At 72.9% G+C, this 20,047-nt stretch carries 20 protein-coding genes and 1 pseudogene; 13 read left to right on the top strand and 8 right to left on the bottom strand.

Features of this window, described 5'->3' with window-relative positions; genetic code table 11:
• Positions 1 to 400 precede the first annotated feature (400 nt).
• Together AB0J04_RS34955 and AB0J04_RS34950 are read right to left on the bottom strand one after the other, a co-directional pair.
• On the bottom strand, positions 401 to 1,030 hold the full coding sequence (locus AB0J04_RS34955) for a VTT domain-containing protein (RefSeq protein ID WP_363172631.1): 630 nt from the start codon (positions 1,028 to 1,030) through the stop codon (positions 401 to 403).
• Positions 1,027 to 1,800, bottom strand: a complete 774-nt coding sequence (locus tag AB0J04_RS34950) for an MBL fold metallo-hydrolase (protein WP_363172630.1) — start codon at positions 1,798 to 1,800, stop codon at positions 1,027 to 1,029. The genes AB0J04_RS34955 and AB0J04_RS34950 overlap by 4 nt, the downstream gene beginning before the upstream one ends.
• 84 nt (positions 1,801 to 1,884) lie before the next feature.
• Between AB0J04_RS34950 and AB0J04_RS34945 the strand changes: the two genes are divergently transcribed.
• From AB0J04_RS34945 to AB0J04_RS34925, 5 genes are all read left to right on the top strand, one after another.
• Positions 1,885 to 2,295, top strand: coding sequence for a hypothetical protein (locus tag AB0J04_RS34945; RefSeq protein WP_363172629.1), 411 nt, complete (start codon positions 1,885 to 1,887; stop codon positions 2,293 to 2,295).
• 89 nt (positions 2,296 to 2,384) lie between these two features.
• Positions 2,385 to 4,526 carry a phage holin family protein gene (locus AB0J04_RS34940; protein WP_363172628.1) on the top strand — a complete coding sequence of 714 codons (2,142 nt, stop codon included), beginning with the start codon at positions 2,385 to 2,387 and terminating at the stop codon, positions 4,524 to 4,526.
• Between the two features lie 73 nt (positions 4,527 to 4,599).
• A complete protein-coding gene (locus AB0J04_RS34935; RefSeq protein WP_363172627.1) occupies positions 4,600 to 5,661 on the top strand; it encodes a MoxR family ATPase in 1,062 nt (353 codons plus the stop codon).
• A 59-nt stretch (positions 5,662 to 5,720) separates the two neighbouring features.
• Positions 5,721 to 7,457 carry a hypothetical protein gene (locus AB0J04_RS34930; RefSeq protein WP_363172633.1) on the top strand — a complete coding sequence of 579 codons (1,737 nt, stop codon included), beginning with the start codon at positions 5,721 to 5,723 and terminating at the stop codon, positions 7,455 to 7,457.
• 68 nt (positions 7,458 to 7,525) lie between these two features.
• The gene (locus AB0J04_RS34925) at positions 7,526 to 7,951 is read left to right on the top strand and encodes an OsmC family protein (RefSeq protein WP_363172626.1); all 426 of its coding nucleotides are present in this window, start codon (positions 7,526 to 7,528) and stop codon (positions 7,949 to 7,951) included.
• Here the strand turns inward: AB0J04_RS34925 and AB0J04_RS34920 are convergent.
• Positions 7,926 to 8,225, bottom strand: coding sequence for a DUF5988 family protein (locus AB0J04_RS34920; protein ID WP_363172625.1), 300 nt, complete (start codon positions 8,223 to 8,225; stop codon positions 7,926 to 7,928). The two genes, AB0J04_RS34925 and AB0J04_RS34920, sit on opposite strands and share 26 nt — an antisense overlap.
• Positions 8,226 to 8,420: 195 nt before the next feature.
• Here AB0J04_RS34920 and AB0J04_RS34915 point away from each other — a divergent pair, with 195 nt between their 5' ends.
• The 3 genes from AB0J04_RS34915 to AB0J04_RS34905 all read left to right on the top strand — a co-directional run bounded on the left by AB0J04_RS34915 (position 8,421) and on the right by AB0J04_RS34905 (position 11,425).
• Complete coding sequence (locus AB0J04_RS34915; RefSeq protein WP_363172624.1) at positions 8,421 to 8,738, top strand: hypothetical protein; 318 nt, start codon at positions 8,421 to 8,423, stop codon at positions 8,736 to 8,738.
• Between the two features lie 318 nt (positions 8,739 to 9,056).
• Positions 9,057 to 10,004 (top strand): hypothetical protein, encoded by a 948-nt coding sequence (locus AB0J04_RS34910; RefSeq protein WP_363172632.1) that lies wholly within the window; start codon positions 9,057 to 9,059, stop codon positions 10,002 to 10,004.
• Between the two features lie 11 nt (positions 10,005 to 10,015).
• Positions 10,016 to 11,425: a beta-ketoacyl reductase gene (locus AB0J04_RS34905; protein WP_363172623.1), complete on the top strand. Its 1,410-nt coding sequence runs from the start codon at positions 10,016 to 10,018 to the stop codon at positions 11,423 to 11,425.
• Between the two features lie 46 nt (positions 11,426 to 11,471).
• Here AB0J04_RS34905 and AB0J04_RS34900 read toward each other — a convergent pair.
• The 3 genes and pseudogenes from AB0J04_RS34900 to AB0J04_RS34890 all read right to left on the bottom strand — a co-directional run.
• Positions 11,472 to 11,783: pseudogene (locus tag AB0J04_RS34900) on the bottom strand (SAM-dependent methyltransferase); the annotation flags it as partial.
• Positions 11,784 to 11,810: 27 nt separating this feature from the next.
• A complete protein-coding gene (locus AB0J04_RS34895; RefSeq protein ID WP_363172622.1) occupies positions 11,811 to 12,674 on the bottom strand; it encodes a helix-turn-helix transcriptional regulator in 864 nt (287 codons plus the stop codon).
• Between the two features lie 121 nt (positions 12,675 to 12,795).
• Positions 12,796 to 13,662 (bottom strand): helix-turn-helix transcriptional regulator, encoded by an 867-nt coding sequence (locus tag AB0J04_RS34890; protein WP_363172621.1) that lies wholly within the window; start codon positions 13,660 to 13,662, stop codon positions 12,796 to 12,798.
• Between the two features lie 29 nt (positions 13,663 to 13,691).
• Between AB0J04_RS34890 and AB0J04_RS34885 the strand changes: the two genes are divergently transcribed.
• From AB0J04_RS34885 to AB0J04_RS34875, 3 genes are all read left to right on the top strand, one after another.
• Complete coding sequence (locus AB0J04_RS34885) at positions 13,692 to 14,762, top strand: ADP-ribosylglycohydrolase family protein (protein ID WP_363172620.1); 1,071 nt, start codon at positions 13,692 to 13,694, stop codon at positions 14,760 to 14,762.
• A gap of 88 nt (positions 14,763 to 14,850) precedes the next feature.
• Positions 14,851 to 15,156 carry a 4a-hydroxytetrahydrobiopterin dehydratase gene (locus tag AB0J04_RS34880; RefSeq protein WP_363172619.1) on the top strand — a complete coding sequence of 102 codons (306 nt, stop codon included), beginning with the start codon at positions 14,851 to 14,853 and terminating at the stop codon, positions 15,154 to 15,156.
• 103 nt (positions 15,157 to 15,259) lie between these two features.
• The gene (locus AB0J04_RS34875; RefSeq protein ID WP_363172618.1) at positions 15,260 to 16,024 is read left to right on the top strand and encodes a class I SAM-dependent methyltransferase; all 765 of its coding nucleotides are present in this window, start codon (positions 15,260 to 15,262) and stop codon (positions 16,022 to 16,024) included.
• Here the strand turns inward: AB0J04_RS34875 and AB0J04_RS34870 are convergent.
• On the bottom strand, positions 15,972 to 16,508 hold the full coding sequence (locus AB0J04_RS34870) for a hypothetical protein (protein ID WP_363172617.1): 537 nt from the start codon (positions 16,506 to 16,508) through the stop codon (positions 15,972 to 15,974). The genes AB0J04_RS34875 and AB0J04_RS34870 overlap by 53 nt on opposite strands.
• Complete coding sequence (locus AB0J04_RS34865; RefSeq protein ID WP_363172616.1) at positions 16,505 to 17,005, bottom strand: hypothetical protein; 501 nt, start codon at positions 17,003 to 17,005, stop codon at positions 16,505 to 16,507. The genes AB0J04_RS34870 and AB0J04_RS34865 overlap by 4 nt, the downstream gene beginning before the upstream one ends.
• A 117-nt stretch (positions 17,006 to 17,122) precedes the next feature.
• On the opposite strand from AB0J04_RS34865, the gene AB0J04_RS34860 reads away from it, so the two are divergent.
• On the top strand, positions 17,123 to 18,073 hold the full coding sequence (locus AB0J04_RS34860; RefSeq protein ID WP_363172615.1) for a YafY family protein: 951 nt from the start codon (positions 17,123 to 17,125) through the stop codon (positions 18,071 to 18,073).
• Positions 18,074 to 18,110: 37 nt separating this feature from the next.
• Complete coding sequence (locus tag AB0J04_RS34855; protein WP_363172614.1) at positions 18,111 to 19,991, top strand: rhamnogalacturonan lyase; 1,881 nt, start codon at positions 18,111 to 18,113, stop codon at positions 19,989 to 19,991.
• Positions 19,992 to 20,047: the final 56 nt, after the last annotated feature.

Here is a 20,047-nt window from a genome sequence, read left to right as displayed (position 1 = left end):
TAGCTCCGCTACGAGGACTCTCGCCCGGCACACCGAGAGCACGCACCGAACGCCGCTCCTTCTCCCACGGAGATCCATCAGAAGCCCCCTAGCCGGCCGCGCGGCGAGGCTGCGGCGCGGGGGCGGCGGTAACGGGTCCGGGTGCCGGGTGCCGGGTGCCGGGTGCCGCAGGGGTCGTCGTCGGGGGCGCCACTCGCGTTCGTCGCGTGGCTTGCGCCGGGGGCGGGCCGTGGCGTCGGCGTTTCCGGCGCGGCGGATCCGGCCGCCCAGGGCCGGGTTCTGCCGGTCGGGCCGGTCGGCCGGTCGGGCCGAGGTCTGTCCGGGCTCGTCGTGCCGTCGGTGCCGCGGGGCTCCCGACGTCCTGCCTTTCCGGCACGGGCCAGGCGGCGTCGGGCGGGTTCTACGCGGGTCGGGTTCCCCTGACCCTGCGCCACAGGCTCGGGAGCACGCTGACGGCCACCGTCAGGGCGATCGCGGCGACCACGCCCTCCCAGGGCTCGGGGAACAGGGAGCCGCCCAGGATGCCGATCAGCTGGTAGGCCAGGGCCCAGGCCAGGCAGGCCGGGAAGTTGCCCCGTACGAAGCGGCGCAGCGGCCACCGGGCCATCAGACAGGCCAGCATCACCGGGATGCGGCCCGCCGGCACCAGCCGGGAGAGCACCAGCACCGTCGTCCCGTGGTCGGCGAGCTTCTCCTGGGCCTGCGTCAGCCGCTCCTCCGGAGCCCGCGAACGGATCGCCTCCAGCCAGCGCGAGCCGTTCCTCGACCGCATTCCGCGCCGCCCCAGCCAGTACAGCGCCGCGTCCCCGCAGAACGCCGCCAGCGACGCCGTCACGAACACCAGTGCGAGCGCGAAGGGCGCCGTCTGATGGAAGGCGACCACCGCCGCCGAACTCACCAGCGCACCCGTCGGCACCACCGGCACCAGCGCCCCGATCAGCACCAGCAGGAACAACGACGGGTAGCCGAGGGCCTGTTGGGTGGACTCCGTGGGCACGGCCGTCACCGCCGCGGCGAACTGCCAGTTCACCGCGCGACCTCCGGGCGCACGCTCTCCCCGTGCCCGAGCCGGTGCACCGCGACCCCCGGCGCACGCTCCGCCGCAAGTCGCACGAACTCCTCACCGGGGGCATGGAATTCATGGGGGCGCACGGCGTCCATGCCGATCGGCCAGTACGTCCCGTAGTGCACCGGCACCGCACTGCGCGGCGCGATCCGGGTCAGTGCCTCGACCGCGCGCCCCGCGTCCAGGTGGCCCTTGCCGAGATACGGCCCCCAGCCGCCCACCGGCAGCAGCGCCACGTCGACCGGCCCGACCTCCTCGGCCATGTCCTCGAACAGGCCGGTGTCCCCGGCGAAGTACGTCCGCGCCTCGCCCTCGACCACGTATCCGAGCGCGGGGGAGCGGTGCCGGCCGACCGGCAGCCGACGCCCGTCGTGGCGGGCGGGCACGGCCCGGATCCGCAGGTCGCCCACGGTCGTCTCGTCCCCCGGCCCCATCTCGGTCAGCCGCAGCCGGCTCAGCCTGCGCAGCCCGGGGACGGCGCGCGGCGCGCCCCGGGGCACCAGCAGGCGCGTGCCCGGCGCGAGGCGCGCCAGTGAGGGCACGTGCAGGTGGTCGGCGTGCAGGTGGGAGACGAGCGCCACGTCCGCCCGCCAGGCATCGGCCCGAGGAGGCGCGCCCTGGCGGCGGCGCAGATGGGCGAGGCGGCGGGCGAACAGGGGGTCGGTGAGCACACGTACGTCCGAATCCTGGACCGTGCAGGTGGCGTGACCCCACCAGGTGATCTCCACCGGCACCCCTTTGCCTCCTTCGCGCGACTCCCCCGAAGCGTACGGGCAGGAGTAGGGTCGGCGGCGAAACCCGGAGGTGAGGGGGACGCCATGGGACCGGTGCGGGTCATGCGGGTCACGGCGATCGCGAGTCTGACGCCGCTGGAGGAACTGGACGACGATCCCTTTCTGGTGGACTCCCGCAGCCAGCACGCGATGTGTGCGCGGTGGGCCACGGAGCGCGGCTACGTCGTCAGCCGGGAGCTGCTGGTGCGCGGGCTGCGCGCCGACCACTGCGTGCTGTGGGACGGGGTCCGGCCCGGCGTCGACCTGTTCGTCGCGCCGAGCCGCAGGGTGCTGGAGAGCGCGCTGTCGTCCGTCGAGGAGTTCGCCGAGGAGTGCGCGCGGCGGGGGGTGCGGGTGGAGACGGTGGGCAGCGCCGAGCCCGCCTACGACGCGCAGATGAAGGCCCACGTGCACCGCAGACTGTCGATGCCGACCGCGGGCTACGACGGGCGATAGCCGCGAGGCCGGGTGGCTGTCGGCGCGGTGTGACAGGGTGGAAGGCGGCCCCCGCGGTCGTCGGGGGCGGAACGCGAGGTGTACGGGGCGTGCGTGGGGTGCGGTGGCGGCGGGCCGCCAGCCAGGTGGGGCGGAGCGTCGCGGTCTGGGGCGTCTCCACGCTCACGATGCTGGTGCTGGCCGGGATCCTGCCGGACTTCCGGCTGCAGTCCGCCGACGGAGACAGCGCCACCACCATCGCCGTGACGGCCGCGGTCGGCGCCGGGGTGTTCGGTGTGCTGTCGGCCCTGCTCTGGCCGCCGCTCGTCCGTCTCCTGCTGCTGGTGCCCGCGCTGGTCCTGGGCCTGCTGGTGTTCTTCCTCAACGGCTCGCTGCTGCTGCTCGCGCTGCGGCTGACCCCCTCCGGGCAGAGCGAGGCGGCGCCCGAGACCGCCGTCATCGTCGCCGCCGTGATGTCCGCCGTCGCCTCCGCGACCGGCGGCGCGCTGGCCGTACGCGACGACGACGCCTACCGCCGACGCCTGTACCGCCTCGCCGACCGTCGCCGCAGAGGCGTCCCCGCCTGCCCCGCCACCCCCGGCACCGTCTTCCTCCAACTCGACGGCGTCGGCCACGACGTACTGGTCGCAGCCATGGGCAAGGGCCTGATGCCGACCGTCGCCGAGTGGCTGGGCGTGCCGCCCCCGGGGCCGGGCGGCACGCAGCGCGGGGGTGACGACCCGCGGCAGGGCCGGGCGTCCGGCTCCCGGGTGCGGCCCACACATCGGCTCGGCTCCTGGCGGACCGACTGGTCGAGTCAGACCGGCGCCAGCCAGTTGGGGATCCTGCACGGCAGCAATCACGACGTGCCCGCCTTCCGCTGGTACGAGAAGGACAGCCAGGAGGTGATGGTCTGCAACCGTCCCACCAGCGCCGCCGAACTCCAGCGCCGGGCCGTCGAACGCACCGGTGACGGCGGGCTGCTGTCCGCCGACGGCGCCAGCCGCGGCAACCTCTTCAGCGGCGGCGCCGACGAGCAGGCGCTCGTGCTGTCCATCGCCGCGCGCCGGCGCAGCCGGGAGACCCGGTCCCGGTCCGGCTACTTCGCGTACTTCTCCGACCCGGCCAACGCCGTGCGCACCGCCCTGTCGTTCGTCGCCGAGGTCGTCCGCGAGATCACCCAGTCCACCCGTGCCCGGCTGCGGGGGGACCACCCGCGCGTGGCACGCGGCGGCCTCTACCCGTTCGTCCGCGCCTTCGCGACCGTCGTCGAGCGGGACGTCGTGGTGGCCGCCGTGATGGGCGACATGCTCGCCGGCCGCACCGCCGTCTACGCCGACCTGGTGGCCTACGACGAGGTCGCGCACCACTCCGGGCCGCTCGGCCGGGACACCGAGCAGGTCCTCGGCCGGCTCGACCGGGCGCTCGGGCTGATCGCGACGGTCGCCGAGCACGCTCCCCGCCCGTACCGGATCGTCGTCCTGTCCGACCACGGCCAGAGCCCCGGCGAGACGTTCCGCGCCCGCTACGGCCTCACCCTCGGCGACCTGGTGCGGGCCGGCTGCGGGCTGCCCGTGCCGCGCAAGGCCGAGCGAACCCACAGCGGCGCCGAGGCCCGCGCGGCCGTCCGCGCGGCGCTGCGCCGCCCCGTGGAGGAAGGCGGCGAGCGCCACCGGCCGTCCGGCCGCGGCTCGGAGCCGATCGTGCTGGCCTCGGGCAACCTCGGCCTGATCTCCTTCCCGGACGTCCCGCACCGGATGAGCAAGGAGGAGATCGACGCCCGTCACCCCGCCCTGCTGACCACCCTCGCCAACCACCCCGGCATCGGCTTCCTCCTCGTCCGCAGCGAGGAGCACGGCGGGCTCGTCCTCGGCGCGTACGGCGCGGAGATCCCGCTCGACCGACTCGACCGGAATCCGGGCCCGTTGGCCGTCTTCGGGCCGGGCGCGGCCGACGCCGTGCGGCGCACCCACTCCTTCCCGCACACCGCCGACATCATGGTCAACTCCTTCCACGACCCGGCCGACGGCGAGGTGCTCGCCTTCGAGGAGCAGATCGGCTCGCACGGCGGGCTCGGCGGCGCCCAGGCCAGACCCTTCCTGCTGTCCCCGCTCGCCCTGTCCGCGCCGGTCGAGGACGACGAGGAGCTCGCCGGCGCGGAGCACGTGCACCGCGTCCTGTGCCGCTGGCTGCGCGAGTCGAACGGACCCCAGGTGCCGGTGGAGACGGGACGGGAGGAGCGCGCCGCCTGAAATTCGGCTGCGCCGACGGGGGCGTACGCACACACTGTCCGTACATCCGCCCACTCCTCCCAGGAGCCGCTGCTTGCAGGCTGCCGTGACCGTCACGCCCTCCCGTATCCCCGAACTCCTGCTCGGCCTCGCCACCGTGCGGCCGGTGTTCCTCTGGGGCGCCCCCGGCATCGGAAAGTCCTCCCTGGTCAGGGAGTTCGCCGAGTCGCTGGGGCTGGAGTGCGTCAGCCTGCTGGGCACCCAGCTCGCGCCCGAGGACCTGATCGGCGTACCGCAGATCCGCGACGGCCGATCGGTGTTCTGCCCGCCGGAGGCCATCGCCCGCGACGAGCCGTACTGCCTTTTCCTGGACGAGCTCAACGCCGCCACGCCCGATGTCCAGAAGGCGTTCTACTCGTTGATCCTGGACCGCCGCATCGGTGACTACGAGCTGCCGAAGGGCTCGATCGTCATCGGCGCCGGCAACCGGTCCACGGACAACGCGCTCGCCCGGCCCATCGCCTCCGCGCTCGTCAACCGTCTCACCCACGTCCACCTGGAGGCGTCCGCGAAGGACTGGCTGGCCTGGGCGGCGAACAACGCCATCCACCCGTGGGTCCTCGACCATCTCGTCGACCGCCCCGACCACCTGTGGTCCAAGCCGCCGAAAACCGAGGAGCCGTTTTCGACGCCCCGCTCCTGGCACATGCTCTCCGACGCCCTGCACTCCTTCGGACGGGACCTCGACGAGGACACCCTGAAGGTCCTCGCGCACGGCACGCTGACGCCCGCGCACGCCACCGCCTTCTGCGGCTACGTCAAGATCGTGCGCAGCCGGTACGGCATCGAGGCCGTCCTCAAGGGCGACGCCCCCTGGCCGCACCGCGTCGAGGACCGGGACCTGCTCTACTACCTCGCCGAGTCGTTCCGCGGCCGGCTCCTCAAGGAACTCCCCGCCGTCAAGGAGCACATGTCGGCGAACGGCCGGCAGACGGCGTACCGCGCCAAGTCGCTGCTCGTGCAGCTCGCCGAGATCTCCGTCGAGGTCGCCCAGACCGTCATCGCCTCAGACGCCGACGGCAACCCCGTGCTGCCCGCCTGGTTCCTGGTCGAGGCGGCCCGGGACATGCCCCGCCTGGTCGAGGCGCGCCGGTGAGCCGCGGCGGCCGCGGCAAGAAGAAGCGGGACGCCGCCGCGGAGGCGTTCGCCGAGGGGATGCGGCTGGTGCACGCCAACCCGGCGCTGGCAGCCGTCGACTTCGGCGTCTGCCGCGAACCGGACTGCCCGCAGGCGCCCCGGGACGGACTGCTCGCCGTCCACTCCAACGGCACGGTCCACGCCCACCCCGACCGTATCGCCGACCCCGCCCTGTGGGCCTGGTCGGTCGCCCACGCCGCCCTGCACCTCGGCTTCGGGCATCTGCCGATCGCCCGGGGCGAACGCGTCCAGCCCGACCGCTGCGAACTCGCCGCACGCTGTGCCGTCGTGAACCGTTTTCTGCTCACGTTTCCCATCGGCCGCGCCCCCGACGACCTGCCGAGCGCCTACCCCGACGGCGCCGAGGAGCAGCTCGCCGAACGCTGGCGGCACACCGGCCTGCCGCCCGTCTACGAGCACTGCGGGACGGCGGGGAAGGAACCCGACCAGGTGCTGGTGACCTGGGAGGACCGGGGCAGCGGCAAGCCCCACGACTGGCAGCTGGCGTTCGCCACCGCCCTCACCCGGACCGTGTCCGCCGCGATGGACATGGCCGGCGGCCGCCGCGACTCCCTCGACGGCGAGACGGCCGACCGGCGCCCCTGGCAGAGGGCGCTGAGCTGGTTCGTCTCCTCCTACCCGCTGCTCGGCGGCATCGCGGCCGGCATCAAGCTCGTCGCCGACGCCGAACTCGCCCGCGCGTACGGCATCCAGATCGCCGCGGTGAACGCGGAGGCGGGCGAGATCTACGTCAATCCGCTGCACGCCCTCGACGACGAGGAGTGGCGCTTCGTCCTCGCCCACGAGATGCTGCACGCCGCCCTGCGCCACGGCGACCGCTGCGGCACCCGCGACCCCTATCTCTTCAACGTCGCCTGCGACTACGTCGTCAACGGCTGGCTGCGCGAGATGCAGGTCGGCACGATGCCCGAAGGGCTGCTGTACGACGCCGAGTCGGCGGGCCTGTCCGCCGAGGAGGTCTACGACCGCATCGCCGGCGACCTGCGCCGGATGCGCCGTCTGGCCACCCTGCGCGGCAAGGGCCTCGGCGACGTCCTCGGCGCCCCGCTCGGGCCGCCCGGCGACCACGTCGACCTCGACGGCTTCTACCGCCGCGGCCTCGCCCAGGGCCTCGAGCTGCACCAGCGGCAGGAACGCGGCTTCCTGCCCGGCGGGTTGGTCGAGGAGATCCGCGCGCTCAGCCACCCGCCCCTGCCCTGGGACGCCCGACTCGCCCGCTGGTTCGACGAGTTCGTCCCGCGCCCCGAGCCGCTGCGGACGTACGCCCGTCCCGCGCGCCGGCAGGCCGCCACCCCCGACATCCCGCGCGCCGGCCGCTGGTTCCCGCCGGAGGAGATCGCCCGCTGCACCTTCGGCGTCGTCCTGGACACCTCGGGCTCCATGGACCGCACCCTCCTCGGCAAGGCGCTCGGCGCCATCGCCTCCTACGCCGCGGCCCGCGACGTACCGGCCGCCCGGGTCGTGTTCTGCGACGCGGCCCCGCACGACGCGGGCTACCTCCCGGTCACCGAGATCGCCGGCCGGGTCCGCGTGCACGGCCGCGGCGGCACGGTGCTGCAGCCCGGCATCGACCTGCTGCACCGCGCCGACGACTTCCCGCCCGGCGCGCCGCTCCTCGTCATCACCGACGGCTGGTGCGACGTCCTGCGGATCCGCCGCGAGCACGCCTACCTGATCCCGCAGGGCAGCCGACTGCCGTTCTCGGCACAGGGGCCGGTGTTCCGGGTGCGGTGAGGCGGAGTGTGATCGGATGGGGGACACGGAATCCCGTCCGACGGGAACCCCATCCGAAAGGAAGAACCGTGGCTACCACGCGCTCCGCACACACCGTCTGGGAAGGCAACCTGCTCGAGGGCAACGGTGTCGTGACCTTCGACTCCTCCGGCATCGGTGAGCAGCCGGTGTCGTGGCCGTCGCGCGCCGAGCAGGCGAACGGCAAGACCAGCCCCGAGGAACTGATCGCCGCCGCCCACTCCAGCTGCTTCTCGATGGCCCTGTCGCACGGCCTGGCCGGCGCCGGCACCCCGCCCACCAGGCTCACCACCTCGGCCGACGTCACCTTCCAGCCGGGTGAGGGCATCACGGGCATCCACCTGACGGTGGAGGGCACGGTGCCCGGCCTCGACGAGGACGGCTTCGTCGCCGCGGCCGAGGACGCCAAGGCCAACTGCCCCGTCAGCCAGGCCCTCAAGGCCGTCCCGATCACGCTGGCGGCCAAGCTCGCCTGAGCGACCGCGCCGCGCCGGCACGAGGTGCGGGCCGTCTGCCACCGGCGGCCCGCACGCGCTGCTCGGCCACGTAGGTGCGGCGCACCCGTCTGAAGACACGGAGTTCACGGCCGTCGTGGTGCGCCTGCCGTGTGTCGGTCGGCTCGTAGTGCTCATGCCGGTTGCCGAGGAAGAGTTTGAAGGTCTCGGCGGTGTTGGGCAGGAAGCGGATCCTCTCGGCGCTGGGAATGAGAGGTCCGCCACCCTCCAGGATGACGTTGGGGGTCTGCGCCATGAAAAATCGCCCTCCATCCGGTGTCGGCACTGCACCCCAGCGTGGTGGCTGTGACTAAAGCTGCCCTTGTCGCGGTCCAAAACGGCGTCCGCTGCTCTCCGGTCGGCCCCGTGGGGAGCAAAGAACGGCTTAAGAGGCGTCGGAGACCCTTCCCCGGACGGTTGAACGCTGCCGGCAAGGAATGAGGAGAGGGCCGTGGCCGACACTGTGAGCAAGAGGTCCGACAGGAATGCGGCGGTGGCGCCCATCGCACCGGAGCGCCGCCACACGTTGCACTTCCTGCGGGAGATCCGTTCCTTCTCGCCCGTCTTCCTCGACACCGAGGTCGACATGACGCAGGTCATGCACCACCGTTCCCGGGCACGGGGGTCGGGGCAGCCGTACTCGGTGCTCAGCTACGTGCTGCACGTGTCGTCCCGGGTGCTCGTGGCGCACCCGGAGGCCAATGCCGCCCTCAGGGGGCGGCTGCGGCCGCAGGTCGCCCGGTACACGGCCGCCAACGCCACTCGGTGATGCGGTCGGCCAGCGCGGGGGAGGGGCACGCCTCGCCCGGCGGGGGCCCCGGCGAGGCCGGCGCGTACTGCACCGTCAGGACCTCGGTGGACGGCGCGAGCGCTTCCCCCATGGCCGCGTAGTACGACACCCGTCGCCCGGCCGGCGGGAAGCACACGAGCTGGAACCTCCGGTGGGGCATCGGGGTGAAACGGTGCACCGACACGGACCGGTTGTCGCGCACGGCATGAACTCCCCTGGGTCGACTGCGCGTTCATTCTGTGACGGCGGGAGGAGCACGGAACACCTCGCTCACCCGGACGAGGCCGGAACCGATCGATCCGCCCGCACACGTACCGGCTGGCGACCGCCGCCGAACTGACGTCTGCCGACTACTGGGCGCGGCACGTCCGCGAGGCCGTACGCTTCCACGACGGGGTGCGCACCCTGGAGGAGAACGGCGTTCGCCTCTTCGTCGAGGTCGGCCCGGACGCCGTGCTGACCGCCATGGCCCGCGACTGCCTGACCGCCGGGCCGCTCGTGCTCGCCCCCACGCTGCGCCGCGACCGCCCCGAGCCCGCGACACTCCTCCTCGCCCTCGCCGGGGCCTGGACGCACGGGCGCACCGTCGACTGGCGCAGCCTGCTCCCCGACACCGTCGCCGCGGACCCGGCGGCAGGGCGCCTCAGGCTTCCGCCCTACGCCTTCCAACACCGCCCGTACTGGCTGGACGCCGTCCCGGAGAGCCGTCCGCCGGGCCCGGACGGCGGTGGCGCCGACGGCTGGGCGTTCTCGGACGAGGGGGAGTTCTGGTCGGCGGTGCTGCACGGCGATCCCGCGTCGCTGGCCCGCATGTTCGGAGCCCGCGACGAGGAGCGGCGGTTGCTGGCGGAGCTCCAGTCGACCCTGGCCGGATGGCGTCGCCAGCGCGGGTGGACGTATGCCTGGGAGTGGCGGCGGCTCCCCGAGACGAGGACGGGTCTCCACGCCGGCTCGGCCGCCGTCGAGGGCGGCTGGCTCCTCGTCGAGCCGTGGCAGGAGGACCGGGAGGATCAGGAGGACGACGCGCAGCCCTCGGACCTCCACCGGGCGCTCACCGCGGCCGGGGCGCGGCTGTCGCGGGTGTCCGTGGCGCCCGCCGACGACGCCGCGGTGGTCGCCGAACGGATCGGCGAGGCGCTGGAGCGGATCAGGCAGGGCGGCGCCGTCGCCGGCGTCCTGTCCGCGCTCGCCTCCGTGAAGGGCGCCCACCCGGAACACCCCGCGCTGCCGCTGGCGTCGCCCTGACGACCCGGGTCGTGGAGGCGCTGGCGGTCCTCGGCGCGGACCTCCCGCTGTGGTCGCTGACCCGCGCGGCCATGTCCACGGGCCCCGGCGACCTGTCCCTCGACCCGGCCCAGGGGCACCTGTGGGGGCTGAGCCGCATCCCCGGCCTGCGCGGGCCCGACAGCGGCGGCGGGACGATCGACCTCCCGGCCGTCCTGGACACCGTCACCGTCGCCCAGCTGACCCGCGTCCTCGCGACGCCCGACGGGGAGGACGAGTTCGCCGTCCGCCCCTCGGGCCGTCATGTCCGCCGTCTGGTACGCGTACCGTGGCCCGCCGCGCCGCAGGACGTGCCCCCGGCCGAAGGGACCGTGCTGGTCACCGGGGCGAGCGGCGCCGTCGGACGGCATACGGCGCTGGCGCTGGCCCGGGCGGGGTACGGCCACTTCCTGCTCATGACGGCGGGGGGCGGGACGTCCGCGAGCGGTGCCCTGCGCGCCGAACTCGAAGCCCTCGGAGCCGCGGTGCGGCTGGACACCGGGGACCCCTCGGACCGCACCGCGCTCGCCACCGCCCTCGCCGGCGTCGACGCCGAGGCGCCGCTGAGCGTGGTCGTGCACACCGGTGGCGGAGCCGCGCTGCGCAATCTCCACGAACTCACCCTGGACCTGCCGTTGACGGGGTTCGCCGCCTTCGCCGACTTCGCGGCGCTCACCGGCAGCGACCCGGGCTCGTGGCACGCCGCCGTCGACGTCGCGTACGCCGAGACCCTGGTGCGGCACCGGCATGCACGGGGACTGCCCGCCACCCTGCTGGCCTGCGGACCGCTGATCCCCGATGCGCCTGCCCATGCACACGCGGAGACGAAGACGGAGGCCGCGGGCGAGGAGGAGGGTGAGGCTGAGACTGCGGCCGAAGTGCCTTCGGGAATGCGGGAGTTCGACCCGGGGCGCGCGCTGGCCTGTCTGCCGAACGTGCTCGCCGGCTCGCCGGGGCCCGTCCTCGGTGTCGCGGACGTCGACTGGGCGCCCTACCTCGCGCACGCCACACGGCTGAGCACCGGCGCCCTGTACCGCGATCTGCCCGAGGCCCGGGGGCACCTGGCCGAGCAGCGGGAGAGCGGCCCCGACGCGACAGCGACCCAAGCCGAACTGCGCGCCGAACTCCGGGAGTTGCCGGAACGGGAGCAGGGCGAGCGGCTTGCCGAACTGGTGCGTTCGCGTGTGGTCCAGGTGCTCGGCCACGACGACTCGGAGCAGTTTGACGCCTCCCGGTCCTTCCTGGAGATCGGGCTCTCCTCGTTCACCGCCCTGGAGTTGTGCAACGGTCTGCACCGGGCGACCGGGCTGCCGCTGCCGGTCGCGGTGGTCTACGACCATCCCACGCCCGTCGCCCTGGCCGGCTACCTGCGCCGGCAGTTGGCGGCCGGAACCGCCGCGTGAACCACCGAGGCCCGGGCCGACGCAACTGCGCCTGGCCCGGGCCTTACACGACCTTGGACGCCGGGGCCACGCCCTGCGCCACCTGGTGCAGGTTGGGCTCGGTGGGGATGCCGGTGCCGATGTCGAGGAACTGACGCAGCCCCGCCCCGGCGGCCGCCCGGACGGCCCGCTGCATGAACCGGCGGTTGGCCCGCGCCCCGCGCAGCACCGTGCCGTCCACCGCGAGGATGCGGCGGGCCAGCTCCTCGTCCACGGGGTAGTTGTCCTTGCCGCCCAGCCACCAGTCGTAGACACGGGCCGGATGCGGCCTGGTGGTGTCTATGGGGGCGGCGGCCTGCTCTGCCTCGGATCCGGTCATGACGGGGCTGCTCCTGGAAGGTCGGACTCAGAGGTTCGCGCGGACGTCCCGCAGGATCTCCTTGGTGCGCTGCGCGGACGCGGCGTGGGTCGTCATGTGGTCGAGGACCTCCAGGTGTGCGGAGACCTCCTTGCGGTCGTCGAGATACAGAGCACCGGTCAGATACTCGGTGACGACCATGTCGGGCAGCTCCGGCTCGGCGAAACGGAACAGCGAGAACGGCGCGGACGTCCCCGGATGCGGACCGGCCGCGAACTCGGAGACCTGAAGCGTGATCCGGTCGCGCTCGGCGAACTCCACGAGCCGGTCGAGCTGTTCGGCCATCACCTCGCGTTCGACGCTCACCGGGCGGCGCAGCACCGTCTCGTCCATCACCACCCACAGGTGGGGCGGATCGCCTCCCTCCAGAAGCCGTTGCCGGGCCATGCGCAGCGACACGTGCCGCTCGAGCGAATCCGGGGCCGTCCGCCCGACGGTGCCCGCCTCCAGCACGGCCCGTGCGTAGCCTTCCGTCTGCAGCAGCCCGGGCACGAAGTGCGGCTCGTAGGAGCGGATCAGCCGCGCCGCGCCCTCCAGGCTCACGTACAGGCTGAACCACTCCGGCAGCACGTCGTGGTAACGCTGCCACCAGCCGGGCCGGTTCGCCTCCTCGGTGAGCGAGACGAACGCCTCGGCCTCCGTCTGGGGGACGCCGTACGTCTCCAACAGAACCTGTACATAAGGGACCTTCAGCGCGACGTCGGCTGTCTCCATACGGCGCACGGTCGCCGCGGCGACGCGCAGGGCGCGGGCCGCCTCCTCGCGGCCGAGGCCGGCCGCCTCGCGCAACTCCTGCAGCCGCCTGCCGAGTACTACCTGGCCCACCGTGGGTGCGGGCCGTCGTTCACTCACACCACGTCTCCCCTACGCGTCCGGGCACGCGGGCCAGTGTGACACGTTCCGGCCTTGATCTCACGAGAACGGAGTCGAACATTCATCTCGGAATCTACCCCGGATTCTCACTGATGGATCATCAGTTCATCAGTCCGTGAAGATATTTCGCCGTGGCGGGGTCCGCCGGGAGGAACGTCTCGATGGCCAGCTCGGCGACGGTCACGTCCATCGGGGTGTTGAAGGTGGCGACGGACGAGATGAAAGAGAGCGTCCGCCCCTCGTGCTCGATCCGCATCGGCAGCGCGAAGTACGGCACGGGCTCGGCCTGTTCGACAGCCGGGGCGGCCCCGGGGAGCCCCGGGATCTGGGGGCTCTCGGGGATCCCGGGGACCGGATACCCGGCGACCTCCTCGTACAACTCCCGCAGCGCTGCCGACCGGTCCAGAGCGATCTGGCGCTCCATCTGCGCGAGCAGATGGCCGCGCCACTCCCGCAGGTTGCGGATGCGCGGCGCGAGGCCCTGCGGATGGAGGGTGAGGCGCATCGCGTTGAGCGGGGGCGCGAGCAACGACTCCGGGACGCCGTCCAGCAGCATCGTGATGCCCCGGTTGGCCGCCACCACGTCGTACCGGGCGTCCATCACCAGCGCCGGATACGGCTCGTAGCCCTGGATCAGCCGCTCCACGCCCGAGCGCAGCGCGTCCAGCGCCGGGTCGTCCAGCGGGGTGTGCGGGTAACGGGGGGCGTGACCGGCCGCCAGGAGCAGCGCGTTGCGCTCGCGCACGGGCACGTCGAGGTGCTCGGCGAGCCGCAGCACCATCTCCTCGCTGGGCCGGGAGCGGCCCGTCTCGACGAAACTGATGTGCCGGGCCGACGAGTCGGCGCGCAGCGCCAGTTCCAGCTGACTCATCCGCCGCCGCACCCGCCAGGCCCGCAGCAGCGGACCCACGCCCTGGCCCGCGGGGTCGGTGGAGGCGGCGTCCGTATCGGTCGGGACAATGGTCATACGTACGACCGTAGTTGAGGCGAGCACGGATGAACGACTGGCGGAAGTCCTCCCTGGAGTCGGCGGCGGTGTACCGCGCCCGGGTCCGCGGCTGTCTCCTCGGCGGAGCCCTCGGTGACGCCCTCGGCTACGCCGTCGAGTTCTCCTCCCTCGACCGCATCCGCGCGACCCACGGCCCCAGCGGCCTGACCGGCCTCGTTCCTGACGGCGAGGGCGTGGTCGGCCGGATCAGCGACGACACCCAGATGACCCTGTTCACCGTCGAGGGGCTGCGGACGGCGGCGCGGCGGGCCCGGCTGAGGGGGATCGGCGGCGCGGAGACCGCCCTGGTGCGCCAGGCCTACGGACGCTGGCTGGAGACCCAGCACCGGCCGGCACCGGCCGACGGGGTCCGGGGCGGCCTCCTCGCCGAGCCCTGGCTGTACGCCCGCCGCGCCCCCGGCGACGCCTGTCTCTCCGGGCTCGCCCAGGAGTACGTGCCCGACCCGCGGGCCGAGCTGAGCGGCGCGCCCGGACCGGTCAACCCCGGCTCCAAGGGCTGCGGGACGGTGATGCGCTCGGCCCCCTTCGGACTCGCCCACCGCTCCGCCGATCAGGCCTTCGCGATGGCCGCCCGCTGCGCCCAGACGACCCACGGCCACCCCACCGGCTACTACGCGGCCGGAGCGTTCGCCGCGATCGTCGCGTACCTGGTGCGGGGGGAGTCCGTCGAGGGTGCGACCCTGCGCACTCTGCGGCTGCTGGCCCGCCACTCCGGTCATGAGGAGACCTCGGCCGCCCTGAACCAGGCCCTCGACCTGGCCGCCGAACGCGAGCCGACTCCGGAGAAGGTGGAGAAGCTGGGCGCCGGCTGGGTCGCCGAGGAGGCCCTCGCCATCGGGGTCTACGCGGTGCTTGCCACCCGCCGGGCGGAGGACGCCCTGCTGCTGTCCGTGAACCACTCCGGCGACAGCGACTCCACGGGTTCGATCTGCGGCAACGTCCTCGGCGCCCGGGACGGCGACGTCGGGCTGCCGCACGAGTGGGTGGAGCAGGTCGAGGGCCGGGCCACGATCATCGCGCTCGCGGACGACCTGGCCGCGGAACGCACGGCTGACTGACCTCGGGAAAGCCGTCTGACCAGGGCTGCCGCGGCTCTCCTGTGGCACGCTTGACAGGTATGCGCTGCCCAGGAAGGGAGCCGGGCCCATGACCGTCGAACCGCTGTCGCAGAAGGAGATCGAGGAGCGGCTGTCCGAGCTGCCCGGCTGGTCCCTGGACGGCGACCGCCTCACCCGCAGGTACCGACTCGGCTCCCACTTCGCCGCGACGGCCCTGGTCGTGCATGTCGCACGGATCCAGGAGGAGCTCGACCACCACTCCGAGCTCACCCTCGGCTACCACACGGTGTCCCTCGCCGTGAACACCCACAGCGTGGGCGGCGCCGTCACCCGACTCGACTTCGAGCTCGCCCGTCGCGTGGAGGACGTGGCTCCCGCACACGGAGCACACTGACCCGTACCGGTAGCGGTACCGGTACGGGCACGGTCATGGGGACGAGCAGGAATACGGGGGCGGGCACGGGCACGGGTACGACGGCGACGGAACGGGAGCGCGCGTGCTGGACTACGACAAGGAAGCCGAACGCTACGACATCTCGCGCGGGGGCGAGCCCCGGGCGGCCGCCGCCGCGGAGGGCGTCCTCGGCCTCGTCCCGGTTCAGGCGCGCAGCCTGCTGGACGTCGCCTGCGGCACGGGCATCGTGACCCGGCGGCTCGCGGCCGGACGGCCGGGGCTGCGGGTGACGGGCGTGGACCGGGCGCCCGCCATGGCCCGGTACGCCGCCGCCCGGCTGCCCGGTGCGGTCGTCCTCGCCGACGGCCGCCGACTCCCCTTTCAGGACGCGGAGTTCGACGTCGTCAGCAGCGTGTGGCTGCTCCACCTCGTCGAGGATCCCGTGGACACGCGACGGATCGTCGCCGAGTGCGCCCGGGTGCTGAGCCCCGGCGGGACGTACGTCACCACGGTGGACAAGGGCGCCTCGCACAACGTGGGCAGCGACATCGATGTCGTACTGGCCTCGCGTCCGCGCCGGCCGGCCTCCGACACCGATGCGCTCGTGGAGTCGTACGCCGTCGGATGCGGCCTGGTCCCGGCAGGACAGGCCCGCTTCCCCGGCCGGGGGCAGGGCCGCAGCCCGCGCCGGGCCATCGCCGACCTGCGACGCGGCTGGTTCGTCACCCTGCCGCCCGGACACCCTCTGGCCGACGACTTCGCTGCCCGCCTCGCGGCCCTGCCCGACCAGGACCGGCCCCGCCCGGACCCGGCGTTCACATTGAGGGCGTTCCGGAAACCGGTTCCTGGTTCGTTTCTGGCCGGGTGAAGTCCATGACCCAGTTGGTCAGCCAGGTCTCTCCGCCGTCCAGCGAGAAGGCCTGCTCCCAGCGGGCGGACGTTTCCGAAACCCCCGACCAGATGAACCGGGCGCGCACGTCCTTGCCGTCGTGGGTGTCGTCGCCATAGAACTCACCACGGTCGTGCCGAGCCTCACCGGAGCCGGTGAGGGAGTTTCCGCCACCGCCGAAACAGCCGATCACCGGCGGAAACAGCCTGCCACTGCCGCTGGACGACCAGTTCAGCGACCACTGGCCGCTCTCCCGGTCGAAGAGCCGCAGCGTCAGTCCCTTCGCCCCGAGGTGCGGCATGTCGATCTCGTCGATGTTCGCCGCCCCGTCGAACAACGGCCAACAGCGGGTCGTGGACGGGAACTCCTCCCACTCGCCGTCGGGGTCGAGGAAGTCGGTGCGCCGACGGTGGCAGACCTCCCACTCGCCGTGCAGGAAGTCGAAGTCGTGCGGGCTGCTCATGTGCGGTCTCCGGTGGTTCCTTCGGGCAGGGAATCGGCCAAGTAGGCCGCAAGATCGGGGACTCGGGGTGCCTCGCGGGCGAGCATGTGCCGTACCCACGCGTCCCGTTCGTGCAGGATCGGCGGCAGCTCCCAGACACAGCCGATCCACGGCCGGTCCGGGGTGACGAAGTGGGTGGGGTCGAGGTCCGGGCAGCCCAGCACCGGCTGGCCCGCCGCCGCGCCCCGGAAGTGCAGGACGTTGCCCCACGCCCAGCTGTACGCGTTCAGGTAGGCGCCCGTGTCGTCGCCCCGGTGCAGTACGACGAACGTGGCCGGCGGGGTCCCGTCCGGCTCCGGCAGCAGCCGCGGCAGGGTCGCGTACGCGGCCCGCGCCACCTCGGGTGCGATGCCCGCAGGGTCCCGGGTGACGTGGTAGCGCTTGATCCACCGCCCCGCCACCTCGATGGGCGGCGGCACGGTCAGGAGTTTCTCGGCGAAGACCGAGGTCGAAGTCACAGCCGAGGTCACAGCCGAAGTCACAGCCGAGGTCACAGCCGAGGTCGCAGTCGAGGTCGAGGTCGAAATCGAGGTCATGGCGGGACGCTAGGCCCGCTTCCCTGACACCCTGCGTCAGTGAAGTCCAGCCGACTCGTCTCGATCCTTCTGCTGCTCCAGACCCGGGGCCGGATGACCGCCGCCCAGCTCGCCGAGGAGCTGGAGGTCTCGGTCCGCACGGTCTACCGGGACGTGGACGCCCTGAGCGCGTCGGGCGTCCCGCTGTACGGCGACGCGGGTCACGCCGGCGGCTATCGCCTGCTCGACGGCTACCGCACCCGCCTGACCGGGCTGAACGCGGCTGAAGCCGAGGCCCTCTTCCTCGCCGGTGCGCCCGGTCCGGCCGCCGAACTGGGCCTGGGCTCGGTCCTCGCCGCCGCCCAGCTGAAGGTGCGCGCCGCCCTGCCGCCGGAACTGCGCGCCCACGCCGACCGGATCAGCGGACGCTTCCACCTCGACACGCCGGGCTGGTACGCGGAGACGGAGGAGGCGCCGTTTCTGGCGGCGGTCGCGGAGGCGGTGTGGAACAGCCGGGTGCTGCACGTCCGCTACCGCCGCTGGGCCGAACCCACCGATGTGGAGCGCCGCCTGGAGCCGTACGGCCTGGTGTTGAAAGCGGGCCGCTGGTACGTCGTCGCGGGTCCGGGCCCGCGAACCTTCCGCGTGGACCAGATCCTCGAACTCACCCTCTCCGACGAGGAGTTCATCCGCCCCGAGGGCTTCGATCTGGCCGCGTACTGGACGGCGTACCAGCGCGACTTCCACGACCGCCTCCACCGGGGTGAAGCAGTCGTCCGACTCGCGCCCGGCGTGCGGCTGCCGAAGTCGGTCAACGGACCGCCGGACGAGCGAGGTTGGACCCTGGCCACGGTTGCGATCGAGTCCGTCGATCACGCCCATCGCGATTTCCTGCGCCTGGGCACGGACATCGAGGTGCTGGAACCGCCCGAGCTGCGCGAACGCATGGCCCGCACGGTCGTCGAACTGGCCGAAAGATACGGCAACTCGGCGCGGGGCAGCGGCGACTGAGTGCGGAGCCCGCCCGTCCTCTCTGGAGGTTCGTCCCGTGCAGCACCCGTACAAGCACCGCAGACGCCACGCCGCCCTCTTCTCGGCGGTGACGGCGGCGGCGACCCTCGTCGCCGCCGGCCTGACCGCACTCGGCACCGGCGCCGGCACGGCCGAGGCCGCCACCGCCCGCCAGGTCGAGAAGCTGGACCGGGGCGTCGTCAGCGTCCACACCGACAGCGGCAACCTGGTCAGCTGGCGCTGGCTCGGCACCGACCCGAACGACGTCTCCTTCAACGTCTACCGGGCCGGTGCGTTGGTCAACTCGACCCCGATCACCGGTTCCACCAACTACTTCCACTCCGGCGCGCCCGCCCAGGCCGACTACACGATCCGGGCGATCGTGGGCGGCGTCGAGCAGGCGGACTCCGTTCATGCGGTCCAACTGCGCACCGGTTACAAGGACGTTCCCATCTCCCCGCCCGCCGGCGGCACGACCCCCGACGGCGTCGCCTACACCTACGAGGCCAACGACGCCTCCGTCGGCGACCTGGACGGCGACGGCGCTCTGGACATCGTCCTGAAGTGGCAGCCGACCAACGCCAAGGACAACTCCCAGTCCGGCTACACCGGAAACACGATCCTCGACGGCGTCAAGCTCGACGGAACCCGGCTGTGGCGCGTCGATCTGGGCCGCAACATCCGCTCCGGCGCCCACTACACACAGTTCCAGGTGTACGACTACGACGGCGACGGCAAGGCCGAGATCGCGACCAAGACCGCCGACGGCACGGTGGACGGCGCCGGCACGGTGATCGGCAGTTCCTCCGCCGACTACCGCAACTCCAGCGGCTATGTGCTGTCCGGCCCCGAGTACCTGACCATGTTCAACGGCCGGACCGGCAGGGCGATGCAGTCCGTCGACTACGTCCCGGCCCGCGGCACGGTCTCGTCCTGGGGCGACTCGTACGGGAACCGCGTCGACCGCTTCCTCGCGGGAACCGCTTACCTGGACGGCGCACGACCGTCGTTGATCATGGCGCGGGGCTACTACACGCGCACGGTGATCGCGGCCTGGGACTGGCGCAACGGTTCCTTCACCCGCCGCTGGACCTTCGACAGCTCCTCCTCCACCAACACCGGCAAGGGCTACGACGGCCAGGGCTCCCACAGCCTCTCCGTCGGGGACGTCGACGGTGACGGCAAGGACGAGATCGTCTACGGCGCGATGGCGGTCGACGACAACGGAAACGGTCTGTGGACGACGAAGACCGGCCACGGCGACGCCCAGCACCTCGGCGACCTGGACCCCTCGCACGCCGGCCTGGAGTACTTCAAGGTCTCGGAGTCGACGTCCCAGCCCGCCGAGCTGTACATCAACCCGGCGAACGGCGCGGTCAACTGGTCCATAGCCGCCTGCTGCGACAACGGCCGCGGAGTCGCCGGCGACATCTGGGCGGGCAACGACGGAGCCGAGGTCTGGTCGGCCTCCGACTCCTCGATCCGCGACGAGGCGGGCGCGACGAAGGGCCGCGAACCGTCCTCGGTCAACTTCCTTTCCTGGTGGGACGCCGACCCCGTCCGTGAGCTCCTCGACGGCACCCACGTCGACAAGTACGGCACGTCCTCGGACACCCGTCTGCTGACCGGTTCGGGCGTCCACTCCAACAACAGCACCAAGGCCACCCCGTCCCTGTCCGGCGACATCCTCGGCGACTGGCGCGAGGAGGTCGTCTGGCCCACGTCGGACAACACGGCGCTGAGGATCTACTCGACCCCGATCGAGACGACCACGAAGATCACGACGCTGCTCCACGACACGATGTACCGGACCGGGCTGGCCTGGCAGAACACTGCGTACAATCAACCGCCGCACCCGAGCTTCTTCCTCGGCAACGGGATGGCGACGGCGCCCAGGCCGACGGTGTACACGCCCTGACGGGACGTGCCGAGGCCCCGCCCGGAGCGGCGGGGCGGGGCCTCGACGCGGGTCTG

The sequence above is a fragment of the Streptomyces sp. NPDC050263 genome, from assembly GCF_040655955.1.
GTDB lineage: Bacteria > Actinomycetota > Actinomycetes > Streptomycetales > Streptomycetaceae > Streptomyces.
This window is presented reverse-complemented; position numbering and strand designations above follow the sequence as displayed.